Source organism: Metabacillus niabensis, assembly GCF_902829255.1.
Classification (GTDB): domain Bacteria; phylum Bacillota; class Bacilli; order Bacillales; family Bacillaceae; genus Metabacillus; species Metabacillus niabensis.
On sequence record NZ_CADEPK010000012.1, the window covers coordinates 62,625 to 87,148 of the forward strand.

23 protein-coding genes are annotated in these 24,524 nt (G+C 38.2%); 16 read left to right on the top strand and 7 right to left on the bottom strand.

The genetic code is table 11. From position 1 onward, the window contains the following. Positions 1-11: 11 nt before the first annotated feature. The 3 genes from HU235_RS02980 to HU235_RS02990 form a co-directional block, all read right to left on the bottom strand. Positions 12-458 carry a hypothetical protein gene (locus HU235_RS02980; RefSeq protein ID WP_174879293.1) on the bottom strand — a complete coding sequence of 149 codons (447 nt, stop codon included), beginning with the start codon at positions 456-458 and terminating at the stop codon, positions 12-14. Between the two features lie 112 nt (positions 459-570). Then, the gene (locus tag HU235_RS02985) at positions 571-1,338 is read right to left on the bottom strand and encodes a GNAT family N-acetyltransferase (protein WP_174879294.1); all 768 of its coding nucleotides are present in this window, start codon (positions 1,336-1,338) and stop codon (positions 571-573) included. Between the two features lie 28 nt (positions 1,339-1,366). Continuing rightward, the gene (locus HU235_RS02990) at positions 1,367-1,801 is read right to left on the bottom strand and encodes a GNAT family N-acetyltransferase (protein WP_174879295.1); all 435 of its coding nucleotides are present in this window, start codon (positions 1,799-1,801) and stop codon (positions 1,367-1,369) included. A gap of 207 nt (positions 1,802-2,008) precedes the next feature. On the opposite strand from HU235_RS02990, the gene HU235_RS02995 reads away from it, so the two are divergent. From HU235_RS02995 to HU235_RS03025, 7 genes are all read left to right on the top strand, one after another. Next, on the top strand, positions 2,009-2,914 hold the full coding sequence (locus tag HU235_RS02995; RefSeq protein WP_370877251.1) for a carbohydrate ABC transporter permease: 906 nt from the start codon (positions 2,009-2,011) through the stop codon (positions 2,912-2,914). A gap of 15 nt (positions 2,915-2,929) precedes the next feature. Further along, on the top strand, positions 2,930-3,763 hold the full coding sequence (locus HU235_RS03000) for a carbohydrate ABC transporter permease (protein ID WP_095299530.1): 834 nt from the start codon (positions 2,930-2,932) through the stop codon (positions 3,761-3,763). A gap of 134 nt (positions 3,764-3,897) precedes the next feature. Next, positions 3,898-5,253, top strand: a complete 1,356-nt coding sequence (locus tag HU235_RS03005; RefSeq protein ID WP_095299531.1) for an ABC transporter substrate-binding protein — start codon at positions 3,898-3,900, stop codon at positions 5,251-5,253. A 157-nt stretch (positions 5,254-5,410) separates the two neighbouring features. Beyond that, on the top strand, positions 5,411-7,240 hold the full coding sequence (locus tag HU235_RS03010) for a sensor histidine kinase (protein ID WP_174879296.1): 1,830 nt from the start codon (positions 5,411-5,413) through the stop codon (positions 7,238-7,240). Then, complete coding sequence (locus tag HU235_RS03015; RefSeq protein WP_174879297.1) at positions 7,233-8,843, top strand: response regulator transcription factor; 1,611 nt, start codon at positions 7,233-7,235, stop codon at positions 8,841-8,843. The genes HU235_RS03010 and HU235_RS03015 overlap by 8 nt, the downstream gene beginning before the upstream one ends. 97 nt (positions 8,844-8,940) lie before the next feature. Further along, complete coding sequence (locus tag HU235_RS03020; RefSeq protein ID WP_174879298.1) at positions 8,941-10,068, top strand: glycoside hydrolase family 88 protein; 1,128 nt, start codon at positions 8,941-8,943, stop codon at positions 10,066-10,068. A gap of 44 nt (positions 10,069-10,112) precedes the next feature. After that, the gene (locus tag HU235_RS03025) at positions 10,113-11,948 is read left to right on the top strand and encodes a DUF2264 domain-containing protein (protein WP_174879299.1); all 1,836 of its coding nucleotides are present in this window, start codon (positions 10,113-10,115) and stop codon (positions 11,946-11,948) included. 144 nt (positions 11,949-12,092) lie between these two features. On the opposite strand, the gene HU235_RS03030 is transcribed toward HU235_RS03025, so the two are convergent. The 3 genes from HU235_RS03030 to desA all read right to left on the bottom strand — a co-directional run bounded on the left by HU235_RS03030 (position 12,093) and on the right by desA (position 15,006). Further along, positions 12,093-12,692, bottom strand: a complete 600-nt coding sequence (locus HU235_RS03030) for a response regulator transcription factor (protein WP_095299535.1) — start codon at positions 12,690-12,692, stop codon at positions 12,093-12,095. A gap of 16 nt (positions 12,693-12,708) precedes the next feature. After that, positions 12,709-13,839: a sensor histidine kinase gene (locus HU235_RS03035; RefSeq protein ID WP_174879300.1), complete on the bottom strand. Its 1,131-nt coding sequence runs from the start codon at positions 13,837-13,839 to the stop codon at positions 12,709-12,711. Positions 13,840-13,995: 156 nt separating this feature from the next. Continuing rightward, on the bottom strand, positions 13,996-15,006 hold the full coding sequence (desA, locus tag HU235_RS03040; protein WP_174879301.1) for a Delta(5) desaturase DesA: 1,011 nt from the start codon (positions 15,004-15,006) through the stop codon (positions 13,996-13,998). A 340-nt stretch (positions 15,007-15,346) separates the two neighbouring features. Between desA and HU235_RS25265 the strand changes: the two genes are divergently transcribed. From HU235_RS25265 to HU235_RS03080, 8 genes are all read left to right on the top strand, one after another. Next, entirely contained in the window at positions 15,347-16,168 is an 822-nt protein-coding gene (locus tag HU235_RS25265) for a methyl-accepting chemotaxis protein (protein WP_307190635.1), read from the top strand. 184 nt (positions 16,169-16,352) lie between these two features. Further along, positions 16,353-17,117: an NAD-dependent epimerase/dehydratase family protein gene (locus HU235_RS03050; RefSeq protein WP_174879303.1), complete on the top strand. Its 765-nt coding sequence runs from the start codon at positions 16,353-16,355 to the stop codon at positions 17,115-17,117. A gap of 319 nt (positions 17,118-17,436) precedes the next feature. Further along, positions 17,437-18,492, top strand: coding sequence for an efflux RND transporter periplasmic adaptor subunit (locus HU235_RS03055; RefSeq protein WP_174879304.1), 1,056 nt, complete (start codon positions 17,437-17,439; stop codon positions 18,490-18,492). Next, positions 18,489-19,190, top strand: a complete 702-nt coding sequence (locus HU235_RS03060; protein WP_307190636.1) for an ABC transporter ATP-binding protein — start codon at positions 18,489-18,491, stop codon at positions 19,188-19,190. The genes HU235_RS03055 and HU235_RS03060 overlap by 4 nt, the downstream gene beginning before the upstream one ends. Further along, on the top strand, positions 19,187-20,362 hold the full coding sequence (locus HU235_RS03065; protein WP_174879305.1) for an ABC transporter permease: 1,176 nt from the start codon (positions 19,187-19,189) through the stop codon (positions 20,360-20,362). The genes HU235_RS03060 and HU235_RS03065 overlap by 4 nt, the downstream gene beginning before the upstream one ends. 118 nt (positions 20,363-20,480) lie before the next feature. After that, positions 20,481-21,161 carry a response regulator transcription factor gene (locus HU235_RS03070; RefSeq protein WP_174879306.1) on the top strand — a complete coding sequence of 227 codons (681 nt, stop codon included), beginning with the start codon at positions 20,481-20,483 and terminating at the stop codon, positions 21,159-21,161. Continuing rightward, positions 21,109-22,605, top strand: coding sequence for a HAMP domain-containing sensor histidine kinase (locus HU235_RS03075; protein WP_095299545.1), 1,497 nt, complete (start codon positions 21,109-21,111; stop codon positions 22,603-22,605). Before HU235_RS03070 ends, HU235_RS03075 begins: the two co-directional genes overlap by 53 nt. A gap of 273 nt (positions 22,606-22,878) precedes the next feature. Next, positions 22,879-23,559 (top strand): TerC family protein, encoded by a 681-nt coding sequence (locus HU235_RS03080; RefSeq protein WP_174879307.1) that lies wholly within the window; start codon positions 22,879-22,881, stop codon positions 23,557-23,559. A gap of 87 nt (positions 23,560-23,646) precedes the next feature. Here HU235_RS03080 and HU235_RS03085 read toward each other — a convergent pair whose 3' ends face one another. Further along, entirely contained in the window at positions 23,647-23,742 is a 96-nt protein-coding gene (locus tag HU235_RS03085; RefSeq protein ID WP_095299547.1) for a YjcZ family sporulation protein, read from the bottom strand. Positions 23,743-24,005: 263 nt separating this feature from the next. On the opposite strand from HU235_RS03085, the gene HU235_RS03090 reads away from it, so the two are divergent. Continuing rightward, positions 24,006-24,515: a hypothetical protein gene (locus HU235_RS03090; protein WP_174879308.1), complete on the top strand. Its 510-nt coding sequence runs from the start codon at positions 24,006-24,008 to the stop codon at positions 24,513-24,515. The last annotated feature ends 9 nt before the right edge of the window (positions 24,516-24,524 follow it).

Genomic DNA, 24,524 nt, shown 5'->3' on the forward strand with positions numbered 1-24,524 from the left:
GGAAGATTTGTTTAATTGTCGGCAATATCAATTTGCTCCTTTAAGTAATCCGCATCCTCTTGATTAATACTGAAGTATTCCGTTTGCTCCGAGCCCCCACCATTGCATAGCCCAATCACTGCACCTTCGTCTGTGAACCATAGCTTGGAGTTAATCAGTAAGGTAGATTGCTTCGGGCTCTTCATTTGCAAATATGTATCAGGATGTCCTAAGTCTGCATTAGGAGACTGTAGCGGTTTTCTATGCATAAAAATCATCATAACATTATCAATAATATCCTGATGCTTAGCATCTGTAATGACCTTGCTATAATTGATTTGCTCCGTATTTTCATTGCTCGCAAAGCCGAACGCGATTTCTCTAGTTGTCTCATGGGTCGTCAGTTTTCCTGTTAGATAACCACCGATAAAAATGATTAAAACGATAAAAATGGCACACGCTGTTTTGACAATCTTCATTTGCACTCCCCTTCCTTCGCTCTTATATAAATTAACGTATTTAAAATGTGAAAAGTTTCATTATTTGGAAATTAAAAGAGAGAAGGATACTAAAGGTTGAAATCCTGTGTTTTTAACTCTCTTGTTTTAGACGTTTTTTCGTCAAAAGCTTTAAAAAATTGTTCTTCGATTCCGGATGATAGGTCAAAATTTCCCCATTGTAGATAACCGTAAAGACACCAAAAGGGGTTGGAGACTGTTGTTGAAGTTTTTGATAGCTATCCAGTTCAATCATTTGGACATCAATATGAAGCTCCTGTGCAGCTTCCTTTAGATTCATCTCAGCATCATGAGTAAATGGACATTGATGTGAGGTAAAAGCGGTTATGCCATTTCTATATTGTCGAGCCGTTTCCTGCCAATTGTAAAAGTGAGGAGCTTTGTCGTCACCAAAATGGTAAGCCATTAATTCAAATTCAGCCATTTTATCAACGAGAGTAAACCCTTTTCGTTCAAAAAATAATTTGTCAGGAAGCCATGTTTTATTGCTCGTCGTAACAGCGATTCCCGATAAGCCAAGCGTTTTTGCTTCTTTTATACATTCGTCCAAAAGCATGCTGCCATACCCTTTTCCTTTGCTTTTTCCAACAACCCAAAAGCAATGGATAACCATGTATTTTTTAGCGTTTATCGCTCTCCATGTATGCGTTCCAGGGATGTACTCAATAAATCCACGATGCTTACCATCCTCTTGAATGATTTTTAATGATAGCCCTTCTGTAAAGCGTTCCTTTAGCCAGCTTAATTTTTTTTGATAACCAGCATTTTTTGGTTTGCTTCGCATACAAAAAAAACCGTAGTCCTCAACATTTTGTTCATTGACATGAATGATTTCAACCAACACTGATCCCTCCAAAGCAAGCGTATATTCACGCTTCAAAATTTTTAACAAACCCCGTGCTCTTCGCTACATAACCCATATTTTGATAAAACCGGTGTGCAGCTTGGCGTTCCGGTCGATTTCCGCTATTTAAGCCAATTCCTTTAGCACCAAGATCTTTTGCAATTGTTTCCGCTTGTTTCAATAGCATTCTCCCAGCACCTTGTCTCCGGTAGTTCTCATCAATGACAAAAGCAATAATTCGAGCATAGAGATCATCAGCGTTGTAAAGAACATCTATGTAGAATCCAACCATTCCAATTACCTTCCCATCTTTACATGCAACGAGAGTGTAATGATTTGGGTTTTCTTTGATTATGTGATATCTTTTTTTCATTTGCTCGACTGTTGTTGGGTAGCCAAGCTGATTCATCAAATGAGCTAATGCTTGTACATCCTCTACAGTAGCGTTTCTTATGTTCATATGTATCTCCTTTTTTGTTGATATAAAGAAAATTCTCCCAACAGGGATAAATTTCCTTTTCGGCATGAGTAAAAAAAGTCAAAATTATTGCAATCCTAGCAAAATATCGTTAAGAGTCTTACAATGTGATTTTTTATAATGGAACCATACTACAAAGAGAGGTGATGACCTATGAGTACAAAGACAGAACTATCTCCATCATCTAAGATGATTCAACGTAAACGAAAAAAATCGACAATCGAAAAAAGTGAGAATTTAGTAGGGTTCTTTTTTGTATCACCAATGATTATTGGGGTTTCCGTTCTAGTGCTGCTTCCGATATTTGCAACGTTTATTTTAAGCTTTGCAGATTGGAAGTTTGTTGCAAGCATCGACCAATTAAAATGGGTTGGCTTTGCTAATTTTAAAGAGCTTTTAAGTGATGACGTGTTTCGGAAATCTTTAATCAATAATGCCATTTTTATTTTTACCGTACCGATTTGTATGGCGATTTCGTTATTATTAGCTGTTGTTATTGATAAAAGCGTTTACATGAAGAGTTTCTTTAAAGTAGCCTTTTTCATGCCGTATATTTCAAGTGTTGTTGCGATCGCAGTTGTTTGGCAAGTATTGTTTCATCCTTCAGCAGGTCCAATTAATCAAACATTAATGTCATTAGGAATAGACGATCCGCCAAAATGGATTGCTGACCCGAACTTTGCATTACTATCCGTTATGCTCATTCAAATTTGGATTTCCGTTGGGTTTAATTTAATCATCTACATTGCAGGACTTCAATCGATCCCGAAGGAGCTTTATGAAGCAGCTGATATCGATGGAGCAAATGCTTGGGTGAAATTCCGTCATATTACTTTTCCGATGATTTCACCAACATCGTTTTTCCTCTTAATCACGGGAATTATTTCAACGTTTAAGGTGTTTGATTTAATTGCTGTTTTAACAAAGGGAGGTCCGATGCATTCAACAAGCATGATCGTTTGGCATTTATATGATACAGCATTTGTGAATCTTGATATTGGCTATGCCTCAAGCATGGCGGTTATCCTCTTTGTCATCGTATTTGCGATAACAATTATTCAATGGTTTGGACAAAAGAAATGGGTTAATTACTAAAGGGGAGGAAAGGATATGGCGAAGACGATAAAACTACAAAAGATTATCACAACTATTATTGTGTTTTTGTTTAGTATTTTGTTCATGCTGCCTTTCGTTTGGATGCTATCGACTTCATTTAAAATCGAGGCAGATGTTTTTACGTTTCCAATCCAATGGATACCTGAAAGATGGAATGGCTTCAACAATTATCGAGAGGTATGGTTTGGTGACTTTCCTTTTTATACGTATTATTGGAATTCCATTAAAGTAGCCGTGTTAACGACAATTGTTTCATGTACAGTTTCTGCGCTTGCAGCATATGGATTTTCGAAGGTCCGCTTTCCGGCAGGGAAATGGCTGTTTTTTATCGTATTAGCAACATATATGGTTCCACCGCAAGCAAGCTTAGTCCCACAATTCATTTTATATCGTAATATTGGGTTATTTGATAGCCATTTGGGCCTTATTTTATTAGGAAGCTTTAGCGTACTTGGAACGTTTATGCTTAGACAGTTTTTTATGGGGATTCATAACGATTATATTGATGCAGCAAAAATTGATGGTGCAGGACATATCCGAATTTTTTGGTCAATCGCATTGCCAATTGTCAGACCAGCTGTGGCGACATATGCAATTCTCCGTTTTATTTGGACATGGAATGATTACCAAAATCCGCTTATTTTTTTAAGAACAGATGCGTTATATACAATACAGCTTGCGATGCAAAAGTTCACGACGATTAACGGAGAATTTTATTCACTTATTATGGCTGCAGCAGTTTCAGCAATTTTACCGTTATTAATTGTCTTTATTATCGGGCAAAAGCAAGTCATCGAAGGAATTGCCCTTGGCGGGGTAAAAGGATAATCATTTAGTCAAAAAAGTCATAAGAAGGTAAAATTATTTACATTTCGATCAAATAGCCATTTGCTATACTTTGCTTTGTAAGGGCTTACTTATGTGTCTTTAAGTGGGAGTATGAAAAATAAGGGGGATATAAAATGAAAAAACGAATACTTGTTATGTTTGTCGCTTTTATGTTGCTAATCGGTTTAGTAGCAGGCTGTACAGGTGGTGGGGAAAATGCATCAGGGTCTGGAGATAGTAAAGAAAGCGGAGATAAAGTTACAATTAAGTTTCATACACATGGAAATGAAGCAACCTATAATTGGAAGGAAACAATTGCTGCCTTTGAAAAGGAATATCCTAATATTAAGGTAGATTTAGTGATTCTTAGTGAAAAAGGTGATACTCAAGAGGCGTCGCAAAAGCTTGATTTAGCTGCTGCATCAGGTGAACAGCTAGATGTCCTTATGTTTAGTGACCCTGCAGGATATGCACAACGTGTCGCTTTAGGAATGGTTGCACCAATTGATGAATTTATTGAAGAGGAAGGCTACAAAGTTGCAGAGGAATACAAGGTTGATACGAAGATTGATGATAATTATTATGCTCTTCCTGGTAAATTCAACCCTTGGTATGTACTATTAAATAAGGATCATTTAGATGAAGCAGGATTAGCAGTTCCGACCGATTGGACTTGGGACGAATTTATGGACTATGCGAAAAAGCTGACAACAGCTGATCACTACGGAACATATTTCCATGGTCCACAAGGTGGCGGCTGGCTGGAATATTTAAAATTAGCTCTTGCAAGTGAAGAAGACAATACGGAATTCGTTAAGGCAGACGGTACCTCGAATCTTGACAATCCATTATTCAAAAAAACGTTAGAAATGAGGTTGAAAATGGAGGTAGAGGATAAATCAGCGACTCCATATACCGATATTATGTCGCAAAAGCTTCATTATCGGAATCAATTTTTCAACCAGGATGCTAGTACAATTCTGATCGGAAGCTGGATGAATACAGAGCTTGGTGGAACAGACCAATTTCCTTTGAATTTTAATGTGGCAATTGCCCCATATCCGAAAAATAACAAGGATGATGAAGGTGGCTATACACCGGTAACAACTGACTTTATGTCTGTTGCAGCGAATTCAAAGCACAAAAAAGAGGCCTACACATTTATCCGCTGGTATACAACAGAAGGACAAATTGTTCAAGGCAAAAATATTCCATCATGGAACAGCGTAAGTGATGAGGATTTGGAATCAATCGTTGATGGAATTCTAGCCGAAACAAAAAATCCGGAAAAAGTTGATCGAGAATCGCTAATCCATGTATTAAAAAATGCAAAATCATCAAAAATGATTCCACCTGTTGCTTACCAAGCAGAGCTTTACAAAGTGATAAATGAAGAATATGAAAAAATGATCCTTGATGGACAGGATGTTGAGACAACGATAAAGGCCGCGGAAACTCGTGTTCAAGAAATTATCGATAATAACAAATAAAGAGATTTAAATACTAGGGGCGAGCCATTCATTCTGGTCACTTTTTCTTCAAACCTTCTAAAGTAATGGTAGTATAAGAGAAAAGAAGAATCATTAGCACCGAGTGAGTATCCTTCTTATCTTAAAAGAGGTGCTAACATTTCAATGGGAGGTATGTATGTGGAAGCGAATAAACCAAAGATTGTCGCCCCGTTCTTTTCGATTTAAACTTATTATCGCTTCAGTGATTTGTATTGTGCTTCCGGCAATGATTACGTTATCTGTTAATAGTTATTTATCGAAGGATGCGATGAAGGAGCAAGCGATTTCTAATGCTAGCAGGGAGCTAAAATTAGCAGGGGAATATGTGACAAAGCTGCTTGATGATATGTTATATATCGCTAATTTTATTCAAATTGATTCAGAGCTCAATACGATTTTAAAAAATAACGCAAAAGAGCCAGCTAGTCATGCCGAAGACGTTTTACCTAGTGAAGAATATGAAAAATATATCGAGTATAGCCGAGTCGTAAAAACGATTGAAAATATTACGTTAGTTGGCGAAAAATCATATGTAACCATTCTTCTGAAAAACGGAAAACATTATACAAACTACTCGATTAGTGAATATAACCCGAAAGAATTTTTCGAAGAGCCGTGGTTTGAGCAATTGGACCATGTTTATGGATATGAAGCTGTATGGATTGGCAGTCAGCCAACTGTATTTACATCTGAAAAAGAGACAAATCCATATCAAATATCTGTCGCAAGGACATTGCGGGATTCCAATTTAAAAATTTATGGCTATGTCATCGTTACGATTATGGAAAATAAATTAAATCAGGTGTTTGAAAACCTACCTGGCAATGAAGAAATGATGCTACTAAATGGGGATAGTCAAATTTTATCTCATGCAAATAGCGAGAAAATTGGTCAATCCTTTCCTTATATAGAGCAGATGCAGGATAAACATTTCTCAAATATTATTAAAATTGGCAGTCACGATTATTTAATTGCTGACCACCAAGTGACGAATACTGGCTGGAAGCTTGTCTCATTAACACCTTATATGCAAGCAATTAATAAAATAAATTCGATTTTCAATAAAATGTTTCTCGTGCAATTGATCTCATTTATCGTATTTTTCCTTTTATTAACTTATTTATTGCAAACGATTACAAAACCGCTTGTCCGTTTAGGGAATGTCGTTGCTGCTGTTCAAGAAGGGAATTTGAAGATTCGTACGAAAATAAATAGTAATGATGAAATTGGGAGATTATCAGCCTCGTTTGATCAAATGCTTGAGCGAATCAACAAGATGATTACTGAAATAACGGAAACTCAGGTGAGAAAGCGTAAGGCGGAATTTGCGATGCTTCAGGCACAAATCAATCCCCACTTTCTCTTTAATGTTTTAAATTCGATTCGAATGAAGGTGATGAGGAAAGGTGATCAAGAAAGTGCAGAAATGATTAGCTCGCTATCAAAGCTTTTGCGAATGACAATTGATCAGGAAAAGGAAATGATCCTATTTAAGGAAGAGGTTGAAATTGTTAAGGACTATATCAACTTAATGAATATGAGGCAAAAGGAAAAGGTTCAATTTGACGTTTCGATTACTGCTGAAGCAAATGTTGAAAAAATCCCGCGCTTTATTTTACAGCCAATTATCGAGAATTCGATTATTCATGGCCTCAATCAACGTGCTGGTCTTATTTCGCTAAACTCCTATATTGCAAATAATGATTTTTTTATTGTTCTCGAGGATAATGGGCAAGGAATGGATGAGAAAACATTAGCTGATGTGAGAGAGAAAATGACACATAGGGAGGAGATTGGTCCACACAAAAATAAGCAAGGGTTTTCAAGCATCGGCCTATCTAATGTGTACGAGAGAATGCGGATGACATTCGGTGAAGCATTTCATATGGAAGTGAATAGCTCGAACGGAGGCGGAACAATAATCATGATGTATGTATCAAGAGGAGGTAAAAGACCTAATGTATAAAGTGATGCTAGTAGATGATGATTATCCTGTCTTAGAGTTTTTATCGGAAACGATAGAATGGAACCGACTAGGCTTTGAGCTTATAAGTGTTCATGAAAATGGTGAGAGCGCACTTCAGCATGCCCTGCAACAGATGCCGAATCTATTAATAACAGATATAGGGATGCCAAAATTAAACGGGATTGAATTAACGAGAAGATTAAGAGAACAGGATGATAGCTTACAAGTTTGTGTGTTAACCTGCCATAATGAATTTGAATTTGCCCAGCAAGCATTAAAGCTAAATGTACAGGATTACTTATTAAAGGACACTCTTAATCCAGAGGACTTAACAGCTGTTCTGAAGAGAATTAAGGCAAAGCTTGATGCTGAGCAGCAAAAAAAGGAAAAGGAGCTGCACCTACAGCAAATTGTGGAACGAAATAAAGAATCGATGAAGCGAGATTTCCTTCGTAAAACAATTTATCAATCGATTTATCATGCAAAGGAATGGTATGTGGAAGCAAGCTCCTTTGGCTTACATTTGCATAAACAATCGTATATTCCAGTACTGTGTTTTATTCAAGATTACAGGCTAGCAAAGGACGCATATCAATCAGCAGATGTGCTAAGCTACTCCCTGCAAAATGTTATTTTAGAGATTTTAGAAAGGGAACAGATGAACCCAGTATTTTTTTCCTTTGAAGCAAAGGAATCGTTCATTTTTTTCCCATTTAAACCAACCTTAAAATCTGACTGCTTTGGGAATGCAGCAGAGTGTCTGCGAAAGGTCCAACGAGCTGTTGCACACCATTTGCATGTATCGTTATCGATGATGATTGGCGATGTTTTTCATAATGAGCAATCGTTAAAGCATGAGCTTGGTACATTGTTAATGAACACGAATCAGCGCTTCTATATGGAGAAGGATGCCATTGAAAAGAAGCGAACAGGCACATATTTTACTGACAAAATTTTTTCATGGTATGAGGAAGCTTCAACAGAGGTGAGACAGCTTATCCTTGAGCGGAATGAAGAAAGAGTCGCTCCAACTGTTAAAGGGTGGATACAGCATTTTAAGGACCAGCAGATTTCCTCTGATGCTGTGAAGGATTGGGTGTTAAAGCTCGTTTTGGACCTTAAGGTAAAATTAAAGGCACTGCAATTTTTTGAAACAACCTATACGATGGAGGTTCTTCATGAGGAAATTTTAAATATAGATTCATTAAATGAATTAAGTGATTGGTTAAACAGCTATTTTCAAACGGTTATGCACTCGGTTGCGAAAATTACCGCTGGGTCTAGGCGCCGCGAAGTGATGGAAGCATGCAAATATGTTTCCATGCATTTAGAAAGGAAAATCAGTCTTGATGAAGTGGCAAGCTATCTTTATTTAAATCCAAGCTATTTCAGCCGTCTTTTCAAAAAGGAGGTTGGTGAAACATTTGTTGAGTATGTCACAAAATTAAAAATCAATCGAGCAAAGGAGCTACTCGAGCATACAATCGAGCCAGTCGGGAAAATTTGTGAAAGATTAGGCTATGATAACCAAAGCTATTTTATTAAAGTTTTTAAAAATAATGTCGGTGTTACGCCAATGGAATTTAGAGGACAGATTTCATAGCGATTGCTGCATATAGAGAATCAATCATAGGATATAGAACATGTTTTGCTTTGGAAAAGCATATTTTGTAAGGGTTATCAATAAAGGAGTGGAAACAATGACGAAAACCAATCATTGGGTTGACGAGGCATGGCAAAATGTTGAACAAAAGGTTTTGGCGATGAGTAAGCGGATCGGGGCGAACTTTCCTCATGCAAGTGTCCAGGGAACATACCGTTTAGAGGAGCCTCACTGGTGGACGGCTGGCTTTTGGCCAGGGCTACTATGGCTTGTCTACCGGGAAACAAACGATGATTCATTAAAGCAAATAGCAGAGCACTGTGAGGAGCGGCTTGACGATTGTATAACAGATTACTATCGCCTCGATCATGATATGGGCTTTATGTGGACGCTAACGAGTGTTGCAAGGTACAAAATAATCGGTGCTGATGATTCAAAACGACGTGCGCTTTTAGTCGCGAATTTGCTTGCAGGAAGATTTAATTCCGCGGGAAATTTCATACGTGCCTGGAATCCGTGGCAGGAAGGAGATAATAATTCAGGCTGGGCAATCATTGATTGTGTCATGAATTTACCATTGTTATTTTGGGCATCTGAGGAAACGGGTGATCCGAGGTATCGCTTAATAGCTGAAAAGCATGGGGAGACAGTATTAAATCATTTTATTCGCAAGGACGGATCTGTTCATCATATTATTCGCTTTGATTCCGCAACAGGGGAACGAGTAGAGGCGATTGGCGGACAAGGATTTGCGCCAGACTCAGCATGGTCGCGGGGGACAGCATGGGCAATTTATGGCTTAACATTGCTTTACCGTTATACGAAAAAGGATTCCTTCCGACAGGCGGCAAAAAATGTCGCTCATTTCTTTATTGCAAATTTACCAGAAGATTATGTACCATATTGGGATTTCAGAATTCCAGAAGAAGTTACGAAATACCGTGACTCCTCAGCAGGTGCAATTGCAGCATGTGGATTACTGCAGCTATCAAAGCATGTAGCGGCAACAGAGGAGAGCGTTTATCGCGAGGCTGGAACAAAAATTCTTCGCTCCCTCTACGAAAACTATGGTGATTTTCAAAATCTAGATCAAGACGGGCTCATTCTCCATGGAACAAGTCACTATCCGGAGGGGAAAAACATCGATGTTCCACTTATTTATGGAGACTATTATTTTGTTGAAGGGTTAACAATGTTAAAGGGTGATAGAGAGATAGTTTGGTAATGAATGTTTGAAGGTAAATTTCGAGATAAGGAGCGATCAAACCAATGCAGACGACCCAAGCCGAAATAAAAACAAATCCTCTTAAAACGAAGGAGGATGTGGAGCAAGCGTTAAAACAAATATGTAACCCGTTAAAATCATCCTATAGCGATGGCTTTGCTAGACTACAATTAGGGAACTCTGGTGTGGCGTATTCCGATTCTATCGCGGGAATGGAAGGCTTTTCTCGTATTCTTTGGGGACTTGTTCCATTACTTGCTGGAGATGCTAAAGAATATGATATATGGGATTTTCATCTACAAGGAATAAAAAATGGAACAAACCCAGCCCATGAGGAATATTGGGGGAGGATAAACGATTATGACCAACGCATTGTTGAAATGGCTGTTTTTGGGTTAGCGCTCCTCCTTATTCCAGATAAAATTTGGGAGCCACTTAATGAACAAGAACGAGCAAATTTAAGTGGATGGCTTCGTCAAATCAATCATGTGAAAGCACATGATTGCAATTGGCTATTCTTTCCGGTTCTTGTCAACATCGGCTTAAAATTTGTAGGAGAGCCTTACGATGAAGAGCTTGTTGAACGAAATTTACAGCGAATCGATGAATTTTATTTAGGAAATGGCTGGTACGCCGATGGAATCGATGGTCATTGCGATTATTACGGTCCTTTTGCCATCCATTATTATTCATTAATTTATGCGAAATATATGGAGAAGGAAGATCCGATTCGCGCTGTTACATATAAAAATAGGGCGGAAGTGTTTGCGAAGGATTTCATTCACTGGTTTGCTTCAGATGGGTCTGCACTCCCTTATGGAAGAAGTCTAACGTATCGTTTCGCACAAGCTGCTTTTTGGAGTGCTTGTGTCTTTGGAAATATCGAGCCTTTCTCATTAGGGGTAATGAAGGGGCTTATCCTTAGAAATTTACGATGGTGGTTTAATAAGCCGATCTTTAACGAGTCAAATCGATTAACCGTCGGCTATGTTTATCCTAATCTTGTAATGGCGGAAAACTACAATTCTCCTGGCTCACCGTATTGGGCATTAAAGACCTTTTTACCACTCGCTTTAGATGAAGAGCATCCATTTTGGCAGGTCCAGGAAGAGGAATATCCGAAAGATGTAGAACCGAAATCGATCCAAAGGCTGCCACATTTAGCGTTATATAAAGATGACACAAATCGCCACCTTCTTGCTTTTAACACAGGGCATATCTCAACAAACGAGCATACTCATACATCGGCAAAATATGAAAAGTTTGTCTATTCAAATGTCTTTGGCTTTAGTGTCCCAAGGGCAGAATGGGGCTTAGCCCAGGGTGCTTTTGATTGTATGCTCGCTTTAAGTGAAGGAGACAATCTTTATCGTGTAAAACGAAAAAGTGAAGAAATTCGTGTTGAGGAAGATTATCTTTATATGAAATGGAAGCCATGGCATGATGTTGAAGTGAAGACATGGCTTGTCCCAGGAAATCCATGGCATGTTAGAATTCATCGCATCGAAACAAATCGAGAGCTAGATGCTGCAGATGGTGGGTTTGCTCTAGGCTTGAATGATGATGAGCTTACGAAGATTCAAGAGCAAGAGCAAGCCTTTGTACGGAATCAACTAGGAGCTAGTGGGGTAAAAACACTTTATGGAAATGGAAGGGCAGAATTGATTTTCCCGAATGCAAATACGAATCTCATAAACCCTCGGACTGTCATTCCAACGATCAAAACGAAGGTTCATCAAGGCGTCACTTTGCTAGCAAGTGCGGTATACGGCGAAAAAACGTTTAGTGATTCATTTCAGTTACAGCCGAAAGTCACTTTAACAAATGAACAAATCATTATCCATTTTTCTAAAAAGGGTGGACTATCGATTTCGATATAATGTAGGGGAAACGCTTGTACGTATAGCATCAAAGTTTCTACGTACAAGCGTTTTACATTGGACAGCTTAGAAGCAAGCGTGATTAAGCTTGTAAAAATAGGGGACAGTCCCCCAGCGCTTTAACGCATTGGGGGACTGTCCCCTCTATTTAAACCAGCCCTTTTCCTTTGATTGTGATATGGCTTCGATTCGGTTTTTTACATCAAGCTTTTCTAAGATGGTCGAAATATAATTGCGAACCGTCCCTGTTTTGATGCTGAGCTGGTCGGCGATTTCCTTTGTGTTTTTTCCATCTGCAACGAGCTCTAGTACTTCTCTTTCCCGTTCTGTTAATGGATTTTCTTCACTATAGATATCATCCATTAACTCAGGTGCATATACTCTTCTTCCGGACATGATGTTTCTTATCGAGTTTGCTAATTCTTCACTAGGGCTATCCTTCAGCAAATAGCCACTAACTCCAGCCTTTAAAGCACGTTGAAAGTATCCAGAACGAGCGAAGGTAGTTAAGATGAGCACCTTGCAGCCAAGGCCTTTCAGTCTTTCAGCTGCTTCAAGACCTGTCATTCCAGGCATCTCGATATCCATAATGCAAATATCCGGATTAAACCTTTGAACAAGCGCAAGTGCTTCCTCACCATTGCTTGCTTTTCCGACTACCTCCATATCATCCTCTAAATTCAGTAACGATCCTAATGCACCAAGAAGCATTTGCTGATCCTCAGCGATGACAATTCGAATCATACCCTTCTCCTCCTTCTTACACTTTCTTTACCCCATTTGGTACTTTAATGACTAATGTTGTTCCAGCCTCTGAGTAAATATCAAGTGTGCCGTTAACAAATTCAAGCCTTTCCTTCATTCCAGACAAGCCGTTCCCTTTTCGATACGTATCTTTAGTAAGACCAATTCCGTTATCTTTTATCATCATTTCAACCTCTGTTAATGATTGGTTGATTGAAATGTGACACGTCGTTGCACCGCTATGCCTAACAACATTTGTTACAGCTTCCTTTAGGCACATACTTAAAATATTTTCTGTTAGTAATGGGACATTATCGATCGTAAAATCATCATCACTTACTAAAGTGATTTCCGCTGCGCTTAAAATTTGCTTTACATGCCGCATCTCCTCAGGCAAGCGAATTCCCCGCATTTGTGAAACGATTTTTCTCACTTCGTTTAAAGCGGTTCGGGCAGTTTGCTGAATTTCAACCATTTCTGTTCGTGCTTTTTCCGGGTCTTTATAAATGATTTTTCTCGCTAAATCACTTTTTAATCCAATCATCGATAGCTTTTGCCCTAATGTATCATGAAGGTCACGAGCAATTCGTTGCCGTTCTTCTATTTTCACTAATTCCGATATCCGCTTGTTTGCATCCTCAAGCTTTTCTTGAAGCTGTCCCCGTTCCTTTCGATTGTAAACACTAAAGGGAAGAAGGATAACACTTATGCAGCTGATTAATACAAAGGGGAGCTGCTGAAGTAATAAATCTTCATGTAAAAAGAAACTAGCATTAAGTGCTCCTGCCGTACTAACTAAATGAATGATATATAACGTCATAAAGGAGATGCGTTCCTTGATATTCCCGATAAAATATGCGATATAAAAGGAAAAATAAAAATAATTAAAAAGGTAGGTCGTAGTAAACGATATTCCAATTAGAATACAGGTTAAAAGAAAGACTCGCCATCCCTTAACGATAAAACCATAACGAAACGTAATAAAAAAGAGAATGGTTAAAATGATACCGACAACTATTTCGATTGTTGATGAAGATTGAAAGATAAAATAAAACGGTAATATGCTGAGAAAAGCCCATATATAAGGGGAAATTCCATTGAATTTTTGTAACGGTATAAGCCGTTTTTTCTTTGTCGTGCCATTCATATGCAACGTTTCTCCTTTAAATAAAAGCAATTGGCTCAGAAAACCAATTGCTTTGTTAATCCTATTTTCTGTTAGCCCTTTGTAGCTAGCTAATTTTTAGGTTGAAACTTACATATTTTAGTGTACCATAGAGTTTCTTTACCGTCATTGTTAGCCTTACTGTTCACCCGTTTTTTTATAAAGTGAGATGACATTGTAGCCAACAAATTTTTTGTTTCTTGTATCCCATAGGCGGAATTTTAACGATTTTAAGCTCGTTAATAGTGTAATTGTTGGGACATTTTGTAATGGTTCGGTATTGTTATGAACGTCCTCAAGCTTATAATTAGGAACTCTTGGGCTTAAATGATGGACATGATGATACCCGATATTTCCTGTCAGCCACTGCAAAAGTTTTGGAAGCTTGTAATAAGAGCTACCCTCAACAGCAGCCTTGACATAGCTCCACTCATCGTTTTCCTCAAAATAAGAATCCTCAAACGTATGCTGGACATAAAATAACCAAATTCCGAGTGTACCTGAGATTAAAAAGATTGGCGCTTGAACAAGAAGAAATGACTCAAAACCGATCAGCCAGCTAAGAAGTACTGCGACAAAAACAATGAGAAAATTCGTTAAATACGTGTTCAATCGTTCCTTTTTCTTTGCACCCTTTTTATTAAAACGGTTCATAATGAGAAAGACATAGATTGGACCTAAGCCAAACATGACGAAAGGATTGCGATAAATTCGATAGGCGATTTTTCTCCAAAGAGGAGCAGCTAAATATTCATCAACTGTCAAAACCCATATATCCCCTGTGCCCCGCTTATCAAGATTGCTGCTAGTAGCATGGTGAATCGAGTGATCATGCTGCCATTGACTGTATGGAAATAATGTTAATACACCTGTTATCGTTCCTAAAATTTTATTTGCATTTCGATTTTTAAAAAAGGAGTAATGACAACAATCATGAAAAATGATAAAAACCCGTACTAAAAACCCCGCTGCAATCACTGAGATGCCGAGCGTTAAAAAATAAGAAATAGACAAGCTTTGGTACGCAAGAAACCATAGAAGAAAATAAGGCCCTAACGTATTGATAAGCTGCTTTATACTTGCTTTTGTATTTGCTTTTTCATAGGGAGCAACTTGCTTCCTTAATTGTTTAGTTGATTGTATCGTCATTTTTTCGTTCCTTTCAATATTGATACACCAAGTATAAAGTGATGGCAGATATTTTTGCAGACATAGCTGTCATATAAGGAACATGACAAATGTCATATCGTGATTGGGAAATAATGCGTCTACAGGAATATAATGCCCAATAATGTAAAAATATTGAGAGGTTTATGAGCATTCATGCATTAATTGACGGAGGAAATTGATTCGCTGTGAAGGGTTTGAAAGAAGTTTGTTCACTAATTAAGTATCATTACAATTTTATTTGAATTTGAAGTATTTACTTTAGGATTCATAAAATCTGTCGATAAAAATAATGTAAATGAGAATAAAGGAGTTTTATTATTTGGATAAAGTACAAGCATTTATAACATCTATCCCTTATATCAAAATGATGTTAAGAGAAGAAACGATGATTACGGTATTTGATCATGAAAAATATTTATTTTACTCACCGAGCAAGGAATTGGATTTTGGTCATAAACCTGGAGATCCGCTTCCTGAAGGTTATGTAAATTTTAAAATGGTAAATAAAACTGGAACAACGGTTGTGAAGGTGCCAGAGGCTGAATTTGGCGTCCCTTTCGTGAGCATATCTTTTCCTATTAAAGATGAGAATGAGCAAATAGTTGCAGCTGTTAATGCAGCAATTAGTACAAAAAAACAGAATACCTTCAACCATATTGTGACAGCGATAGATACTATTGCTGAATCTCTCTTAGGCAAGGTACAGCATATTGCTGCTCATTCAGAGGAATTATCGGCAACATCTGAGCAAATAGCTGAAAATACAAAAAGCACGGTTAAGCATTCTACGAAAATTACAGAAGTAGCAGGCACAATAAAAGGAATAAGTGACCAGACAAATTTACTCGGTTTGAATGCTGCGATCGAAGCAGCGAGAGTCGGTAGTGCAGGTGCTGGGTTTGGCGTTGTAGCTACTGAAGTAAGAAAGCTTGCCATTGATTCTAAGGAAGCGACAGTTAGTATAGAAGAAACGCTTAGTGCGATTAAAAAATCAATTGAACAGCTGCAGGTTGATTTTGGAGAAATTGCAAAATCATCACAAGAGGAAGCTAAGCTTGTAACTGAATTTATGTTGGAAATAGAAAATTTAACAGAAACATCAAACAAGCTGAAGGATTTAATGGAAGAAATCGTTCTTTAATGAAATAGATAAAAAAGGAATTTTGTCCGGTAACGGTGCAACATTCCTTTTTTTATGTCTCCTCCCTCCTTCATCGAATGATTTGCCACTTGGTGACACACTCTATACGTAACAAAATTTCACTGTTTAGAAAAATCAAAGTGGATAGGTAAGGAAAAACACTTACTATTGATGGAGGGTAAACATGAAAAAGAAGGTAACAATTATCGGAGGAGCAGGAACGATCGGATCGATTTTAATAAACGGATTACAGGAACGCTATCAATTTACTGTCTTAGATAAAAATAGGCCGAAGGAACAAGTTGAATACAAGCAAGTGGATGCGACTAATTTTGAAGAATTGCTGCGGGCTATTCCGGAAGATACGGATGCACTTGTAAATTTATTAACGATTAAAACCGATAATGACTTACATACGATTGATGACTTTCAGCAAATGACATCCATTCATTTTATTACTTCGTTCTATATTCTTCATGCAGCACAAACACTCGGAATTCCCAAGGTTGTCTATGCCAGCAGCAATCATACAACAGATTATTATGAACGGGATGGCTACTCAACATTAGGGAGAGAAATTACGATTAAAGATTATCCTTTTTCAAGAAGCTTATACGGGGTTCTTAAATTAGCCTCTGAACAGCTTGGGCATATTTTAGCCCATGAAAAGGATCAAAGCCTTTCTGTCATCAATTTGCGAATTGGTAGTGTTCATCAAGATGAAGCAAAGGCAGTAGCAAAGGATGAACGGCTCATCCATACATTATTAACTCATAAAGATACAGTCCAGCTTTTTGACCTAGCTCTACAAACGACAGTAAAGTATGGAACCTATTATGGCGTTTCGAATAATCGAAAGAAGCCATGGTCAACAGAAAATGCTTGGCGTGAATTAGGATTTGAGTCAAAGGAAAATGCGGATGATTTACGAAATAGAAATAAAAAATAACCCCAAGATATTGGGGTTATTTTTTATTTAGGAAAAAGTTGAATAAAAAATTCATCCTGACATTTACCTGACACATTAGAGGCTTATCCTAATTCATGTAAGCAGCTTGTTCACTTTAGTTAGGAAATCCCCATCTAAACTTTGTAAAGATTTTAGAGCGTAAGTGTGAGACTCATGTAGGTGTTTACATCGAAAGGCTCACCACCCACTCCGCGGAAAGCGAGCACTAAAGCGGAAATCAATAACGGCTAAAAAAGCATCAAAGTTTACGTTAACAACTAAATTAAATAAATCGTTTAAAAAAGGAAGGATGATAAAAATGAAAAAATGGATAATCTCAATTATTGTATTCGTACTTATTGTTGGAGGTGGAGTAACAGCCTATGCATTTTTCAAAAATAAAAATGAACAGGCGGGTGCACCCGTTACGGAAACGCAAACAGCAGTTGCAGAGCTGGGAAATGTAGAGGTAAATATAAGTGGAACAGGAAGTATTTCAACGATAAATAATGAAGTGATTCTTTCAGAGGAGAACAATGCTGTAGTCGAAGAAGTGCTTGTTGAAGTTGGAGATACGGTTGAAGAAGGGGACGATTTAATTACCTTTGAGGATGATGATATTGACCCAATTGAAGCACCGTTTTCCGGTGAAATTACAACATTAAATGTTGAAGCTGAAGATATGGTATCGATGGGTGCAGAGCTAATCGAAGTAACAGATTATAGCAATTTACAAATGGTTGTAAATGTGGATGAATTAGATATTTCCAAAGTAAAGGTTGGACAAACAGCTCAAATCGATGTAAGTGCGCTACCTGATCAAGAATTTACTGGTACGGTAACGAGCGTATCAAAAGAGGCGAATGAATCAGATAGCAGTGTTGCTCAGTTTGCTGTTAACGTCAAAATCAATGAGCCGACAGGTATTAAAGTCGGGATGACGGCAGAAGCGACAATCACAACAGAAAGTAAAGAAAATGTCGTTACAGTTCCTGTTTCAGCTGTGCAAAAGCAGGGAGATGAGTATTATGTTCTTGTTAAAGCTGATGAAGCAAGCACAGAAACAACAGTGGAGCAAAATCAACAGGGTGAATCAGGTGAAACGGCAAAAGAAGATGCAGCAACTGAGCCGCAAACAACGCAAAAAACAGTTGAGGTTGGACTTCAAAACGAAGAGGTTGCTGAAATCACAAGTGGTTTAAGTGAAGGAGAGGAAATTGTTCTGCCAACACTTCAATCAAGTAGTGATGATGAAGGCGGTACGGAAGATATGAGGGATCGAATGATGCAAGGTGGTTTCCCAGGTGGTGACATGCCTTCAGGTGGAATGCCTTCAGGTAACATGGGGGGAAATCGAGGAGGTGCTGGACAATGATGGAGAAGGAACGAATCGTAGAAATTCGCAATATTAGTAAGCATTATACACTTGGCGGTGAAACGGTAAAGGCGTTAGATGATGTCAGCTTTTCTGTTAACAAAGGAGATTTTATTGCCATCATTGGACCATCAGGCTCAGGGAAATCAACGCTCATGAATATGATCGGGTGCTTGGATATACCTGATTCTGGAGAATATTTTTTAGAGGGGAAAAATGTGTTTTCCCTTAAGCAAAAACAATTAGCTGATGTGAGAAATCAAAAGATCGGCTTTATCTTTCAATCTTTTAATCTTTTATCAAAGCAAACTGCATATGAAAATGTCGAGCTTCCCCTTATTTATCGTGGAATGAATTCGAGCAGTAGGAAAGAAATCGTCATGAATGCATTAGAAAAGGTGGGCTTGGCAGAACGTGCGAGCCATAAGCCAACTGAATTATCAGGAGGACAGCAGCAGCGTGTGGCAATTGCCCGCGCTCTTGCTGGAAATCCTCCGATTCTCCTAGCGGATGAGCCAACAGGTGCATTAGATAGTAAAACAGGGATTGAAGTGATGAATCTTATTAAGGAGTTAAACAATTTAGGTCATACAATTATTCTCATTACCCATGATTTGGATATTGCGAATCAGGCGAAGCGAGTTATTCGTATCCAGGATGGAAAAATCTGTGAAAGAGAGGAGGCGCTCGTCCATTGAAAATCGGTCAAGCAATAAAAATCGCTTTTAAAAATATTATTTCAAACAAGCTTAGGGCATTTTTAACGATGTTAGGGATTATCATTGGTGTTTCCGCTGTTATCGCACTTGTATCACTAGGGCAAGGTGCTTCACAATCGGTTTCAGAGGATGTCTCTTCATTAGGGACAACGATGGTATCTGTCAATATCCAAGGAAATACAAGCACAGAGGAAGTTGTAGATTATGATGAGGTGATGGCGTTCGCAGATTATTCGGAGGTTGCTGCCGTTTCACCGACAGTGTCAGGAAGTGGGACGGTGAAAAATGGGACGACAAGTATGGAGAGTGTGACAATTAATGGTGTTACACCAGCATATGAGGAGGTTCAGGAAACGACGATGAGCTCTGGACGCTTTATATTAGATATTGACGAGGACAGTCGCAATAAAGTCGCGGTACTTGGAGCAAATGTCGCGACCGAATTGTTCGGGTTTACAAGTCCAGTCGGCAATGAAGTGAAAATTGACGGAACGACGTTTAAGGTCATTGGTGTTTTAACTGAGCAAGGTGAAGAGCTCCAAGGCTCAGTTGATGATATGGTGTTAATCCCATTTTCAACGGCACAACGGTTTTTAGAGCAAACGGTCATTAACTCCGTTGATGTAAAAATGACGTCAGAGGAAACGGTTGAATTAGGAATGGCGAAAATTGAACGATTCCTATATAGCCAATTCAGCGGAGACGATACACAATATAATGTTCGCAATCAGTCTGATGTTGCTGAAGCATTAACATCTGTTACAGATACGATGACATTGCTTTTAGCAGGAATTGCAAGTATTTCCCTTATTGTTGGTGGAATCGGAATTATGAATATTATGCTCGTTTCCGTAACAGAACGAACGAGGGAAATCGGCATCCGTAAAGCAATTGGTGCGAAGCGGAAGGATATCCTTATCCAATTTCTAATTGAGGCGACTGTATTAAGTGGATTCGGTGGATTATTAGGTGTTCTCATTGGAATCGGAAGTGCTGAAGGTTTATCTGTCTTACTTGATATGGGTGTGACAATCTCTTGGTTAGCTGTAGGAGTGGCTGTAAGCTTCTCAATCATTATTGGAGTTGCCTTTGGGATATTCCCAGCTAATAAAGCAGCAAGTTTAAGCCCGTTAGAAGCATTGCGTCATTAAGCCTTAGTGGCTGTCTCAACAGGGTCTGCCCCTCTGCTTTTGAGACAGTCTTTTTTTCTATTTTTAGTATTGAATAGTATAATCAATACAAAACATCATCCAAAAGGAAATGGGAAAAATGAAGACGATTTTAGTAGTAGAAGATGAACTGGCAATTTCTATGGTTTTAGGTGCATATTTAGAAAAGGACGGCTATGAGGTTCAATATGCCTATGATGGAATGGAAGCCTTACAGAAGGTTGATGAAGTGAAGCCATCGCTTATTCTATTAGATGTGATGATGCCAAAGCTAGACGGCTGGTCTGTATTAAAGGATATTAGGGAAAAAAGCTCATGCCCGGTCATTATGCTTACCGCTTTATCTGATACAAACGAAAAGCTACAAGGCTTTGATGGTGGTGCGGATGATTATATTACAAAGCCATTTGTTGCCGAGGAGGTTCTTGCTAGAGTAAGTGCTGTCTTGCGAAGGTCTCCGCAGCTAGAGGATGCAGATAAAGTGAAATTATATGGTACATTAAAAATTAATTTTCTCTCACATCAAATTTTTCTTAACGGTGTCGAAATTCAATTTACACCTAGAGATCTGTCGTTGTTTTTATTTTTAGCAGAGCATCCAAACCAAACCTTTACACGTGAACAGCTGATTGAAAATGTCTGGGGATATGATTATGAAGGAAGTGACCGCGCAGTTGACCTTGCAATCAAACGAATTCGAAAATTATTAAGTGGGTGGGATCCAGCTGATGGTGAAATTAAAACACTTCGGGGATTGGGTTACCAATTCTATGTTAACTAAAAACAATAAAAAAACACCCTTGCTTATCTTTTGGACAAGAAGATATTTACTAACGCTAATAATTGGACTTATCCTTATTGCTGTCGTCTCGATCTTTTGGATAAGGCATAACACAATCGAAAATCAACTTGAGCTAACGAAATTACTTGCCCAGGATGTTTCAGAAAGACTAGAGTTTGGAAATGGGAAGTTTTCAGATGAAAGGTTTAATTTTGAAACCCGTGAAAAAATCGTAAATAATCGTGTGCCCCTTCATTACTATATAAAAACAGAAGAGGGAATGACAGTTTTACAAAGGGGAGGCCCCGGTCCGCAAATGGAAATCCATCCAGAGGAATTAAACCGCTTAATTGAAATTCCAAGCGAATTAACCGTACAAAAGCTAACTCTTGCAAATAATCATACGATGTATGCAGTCGTTTCACCTTTTAAGTATGATGAAGAAGCGGTTGGCGCGGTTATTATTGTCCAAGAGATTGGTGGCTTTAAAAACATTAACCCAGAGGAGTATCAGTTATTAGCTCTTTTATTAATTGGTCTAGCTATTCTAGGCTGGTTTGTTATCTATTTCTTATCAAGGAAAATGGCAAGACCTGTTGAGCAAGTGGCAGCAGCAGCAGGGGAATTGATGCGGGGGAACTATGATATCCAGTTGAATGAGGATGTCCAGGAAAAGGAGTTGCACGAGCTAATCATGTCCTTCAAGGAAATGACGAATCGACTGCAGCAGCTTGAGGCATTGCGTACGGAATTGTTAGCTGGAGTCACCCACGAGCTGAAAACCCCGATCACATCAGTAAGTGCATTGATTCAGGCTGTTAATGATGATGTTATTTCTGATGATAAGAAAAAGGAATTTTTAACAATGTCCTTAAAGGAAGCAAAAAAACTGCAAGCGATGGTTGAGGACTTATTAGATTTTAATCGATTTAGTGCGGGAACAATAAAAGTGAAGCGGGAGAAAATTAATTTAGCAAAGGTTGTAAAGGAAATTGTTTACCAATGGGAAATTGTTCATCAGTCACAGCTAGAACGAGTGACACTAACATTTACTGTTAAAGGTGACCAGCTTGTAGCATTGGCTGACCATGTTCGTCTCCAGCAAATCATTGTGAATCTATTAAATAATAGCCTTCATGCAGTGAAAGAAAGAGACAAAGGAGAAATAGCAGTAGAGCTCTATGCTTATGGTAACTTCGTTGTTCTTGATGTCATTGACAATGGCTACGGGATCTCAGAGAAAGAACAGCCTTTTATTTTTGAGCGCTTTTATCGTGGGGAAAATAAAAAGCATGTTGAGCGCGGTTTAGGCTTAGGGTTGCCGTTTAGCCTACTGCTTGCAAAGGCTCAAGGTGGAGACCTCATATTAAAGAAAAGCACAGGAGGACAAACGATTATATCGTTGCAGCTGCCGTCCGCAAGTATTGAACAGAAGAAAGTCTGAATTCACAATTTTATAGACATGGGAGAAAACGAAGCGTATAATATTAACTATCTTATAGAACGTGATTGTTTGAACTTCCACCGTAAAGGGGAGTAGCGTCAGGAAAACTCCTGAAACAAAGTCGTCATTACACATGAACTTGGGTTCATCGGCTTTGTTGGCATAAGAATTGTGCTTAGCGAGACCTTTGCCATATTGGCAAAGGTCTCTTTCTTGTTTTGTTCAATTTCTATAAGAATCGCATTATATTTCTAACTTGGAGGTTATGATTGAATGGACTTTCTCACTGCACTTTTATCTATCGTTGTTATTGATTTAGTTCTAGCTGGTGATAATGCCATCCTAATTGGACTAGCTGCAAGAAACTTACCGAAGCAACAACAAAAGAAGGTTATTTTATGGGGATCAGTAGGTGCGATTATCATCCGGATTATCGCTACATTAGCCGTTGTTTGGCTATTAGAAATCCCTGGTTTACACTTAGTCGGTGGACTTTTACTTGTCATCATCGCATATAAATTGCTAGTTGATGACGATGATCACGGTGACGTCAAAGCCGGTGAAAACTTTTGGGCAGCATTGCGAACAGTAATCATTGCTGATGCGTTGATGGGATTAGATAATGTATTGGCTGTAGCTGGTGCGTCCCATGGTAATATGCTATTAGTTATCGTTGGATTATTAATTTCTGTTCCTGTCGTTATGTGGGGAAGTACAATTATTCTTAAATGGATTGATAGATTCCCAATTATCGTAACAATTGGTGCGGGTGTCTTAGCATGGACTGCGTCAAAAATGATTGTCGGTGAACATTTCCTAGGCGGATTCTTTGAAAATAGCTTTATTAAATATGGCTTTGAAATTTTAGTCATTGCTGCTGTTATTTTAGTAGGTAAATATGCACAAAAGAAAGCCGCAAGTAAGAAGGAAGAAAAGGCTTTATTGAAAGCATAATATATGTAAATAGTTTAGTGGTGAAAGGAAGGGAATGATTCCCTTCCTTTTTTGCGTATGAAACAATTAATGAGGCTGAATTCGCGATTAGTAATTAAAGAAAGAAGCTCCAACGATAATTAATAAAATAAACAAGACAACGATTAAAGCAAAGCTATTGTTATAACCTCCATTGTAACCCATACATATCACCGCCTTTAAATTAGGTACTGTATACTATGAAGCATTAGTGAAAATGGATAGGGACATGAATGGATTTCAATAAAAAAGGCAGTTTTACTACTAGACTACTAGAGGATATGCTACAAGAAAATGATCCTATGACTCTTTTTCTAAATATTGGTTGAAATTGGTTATTGATTTCTCTATAATACAAAAGGTGGAAAGCGAAGAAGCTTATTTTTTAGTGACTACACAAGACTAGACAAAATGGAGGTACAAACAGGATGAAAAAACTATGGTTTATATTTTCCGTATTGATTTTATCAATTGGCTTAACAGCTTGTGCGGATAAAGGTGAAAATAAAGAGACAGCAGGAGCATCAGAGGATACAGCTGATTCGAAAACAGATGCGAAAAAGGAATTAATGAAGTTTTACGTATCTATCACGCAATCTATTAATGAAGTGGATGGCGATTTAAATGCATACGAGCTTTCAGAAACAGAACCAACTGCTGAAATGAAAACAAAAGCGAGTGAATCAGCAACAGCTGTTGCTGAGAATTTAAAGAAGATAGAGGTTCCAGCTAATTTAAAAGACCAAAAGGCTGATTTAGAAGCTGCAATTAAGGATCTTCAAGCATCATATGAGACAAAGGCAGAGGAATTGAAAAAAGACGCACCATCTTTAGATGCTGCAAACGAAACATTTATGAAGGCTGATGAAAAAATCGGCAGCTTATTCGAAAGTGTAGACTTAATGAAATCAAGCATTAATGCAGAAGTGAATAGCTAATTCACTAGA

Excerpts from the sequence above, each read along its gene's own strand:
- HU235_RS02980 (WP_174879293.1), bottom strand. The coding sequence starts at position 458 with ATGAAGATTGTCAAAACAGCGTGTGCCATTTTTATCGTTTTAATCATT.
- HU235_RS02990 (WP_174879295.1), bottom strand. The coding sequence starts at position 1,801 with ATGAACATAAGAAACGCTACTGTAGAGGATGTACAAGCATTAGCTCAT.
- HU235_RS02995 (WP_370877251.1), top strand. The coding sequence starts at position 2,009 with ATGATTCAACGTAAACGAAAAAAATCGACAATCGAAAAAAGTGAGAAT.
- HU235_RS03000 (WP_095299530.1), top strand. The coding sequence starts at position 2,930 with ATGGCGAAGACGATAAAACTACAAAAGATTATCACAACTATTATTGTG.
- HU235_RS03005 (WP_095299531.1), top strand. The coding sequence starts at position 3,898 with ATGAAAAAACGAATACTTGTTATGTTTGTCGCTTTTATGTTGCTAATC.
- HU235_RS03010 (WP_174879296.1), top strand. The coding sequence starts at position 5,411 with ATGTGGAAGCGAATAAACCAAAGATTGTCGCCCCGTTCTTTTCGATTT.
- HU235_RS03015 (WP_174879297.1), top strand. The coding sequence starts at position 7,233 with ATGTATAAAGTGATGCTAGTAGATGATGATTATCCTGTCTTAGAGTTT.
- HU235_RS03020 (WP_174879298.1), top strand. The coding sequence starts at position 8,941 with ATGACGAAAACCAATCATTGGGTTGACGAGGCATGGCAAAATGTTGAA.
- HU235_RS03025 (WP_174879299.1), top strand. The coding sequence starts at position 10,113 with ATGCAGACGACCCAAGCCGAAATAAAAACAAATCCTCTTAAAACGAAG.
- HU235_RS03030 (WP_095299535.1), bottom strand. The coding sequence starts at position 12,692 with ATGATTCGAATTGTCATCGCTGAGGATCAGCAAATGCTTCTTGGTGCA.
- HU235_RS03035 (WP_174879300.1), bottom strand. The coding sequence starts at position 13,839 with ATGAATGGCACGACAAAGAAAAAACGGCTTATACCGTTACAAAAATTC.
- desA (WP_174879301.1), bottom strand. The coding sequence starts at position 15,006 with ATGACGATACAATCAACTAAACAATTAAGGAAGCAAGTTGCTCCCTAT.
- HU235_RS03050 (WP_174879303.1), top strand. The coding sequence starts at position 16,353 with ATGAAAAAGAAGGTAACAATTATCGGAGGAGCAGGAACGATCGGATCG.
- HU235_RS03055 (WP_174879304.1), top strand. The coding sequence starts at position 17,437 with ATGAAAAAATGGATAATCTCAATTATTGTATTCGTACTTATTGTTGGA.
- HU235_RS03060 (WP_307190636.1), top strand. The coding sequence starts at position 18,489 with ATGATGGAGAAGGAACGAATCGTAGAAATTCGCAATATTAGTAAGCAT.
- HU235_RS03070 (WP_174879306.1), top strand. The coding sequence starts at position 20,481 with ATGAAGACGATTTTAGTAGTAGAAGATGAACTGGCAATTTCTATGGTT.
- HU235_RS03075 (WP_095299545.1), top strand. The coding sequence starts at position 21,109 with ATGGTGAAATTAAAACACTTCGGGGATTGGGTTACCAATTCTATGTTA.
- HU235_RS03080 (WP_174879307.1), top strand. The coding sequence starts at position 22,879 with ATGGACTTTCTCACTGCACTTTTATCTATCGTTGTTATTGATTTAGTT.
- HU235_RS03085 (WP_095299547.1), bottom strand. The coding sequence starts at position 23,742 with ATGGGTTACAATGGAGGTTATAACAATAGCTTTGCTTTAATCGTTGTC.
- HU235_RS03090 (WP_174879308.1), top strand. The coding sequence starts at position 24,006 with ATGAAAAAACTATGGTTTATATTTTCCGTATTGATTTTATCAATTGGC.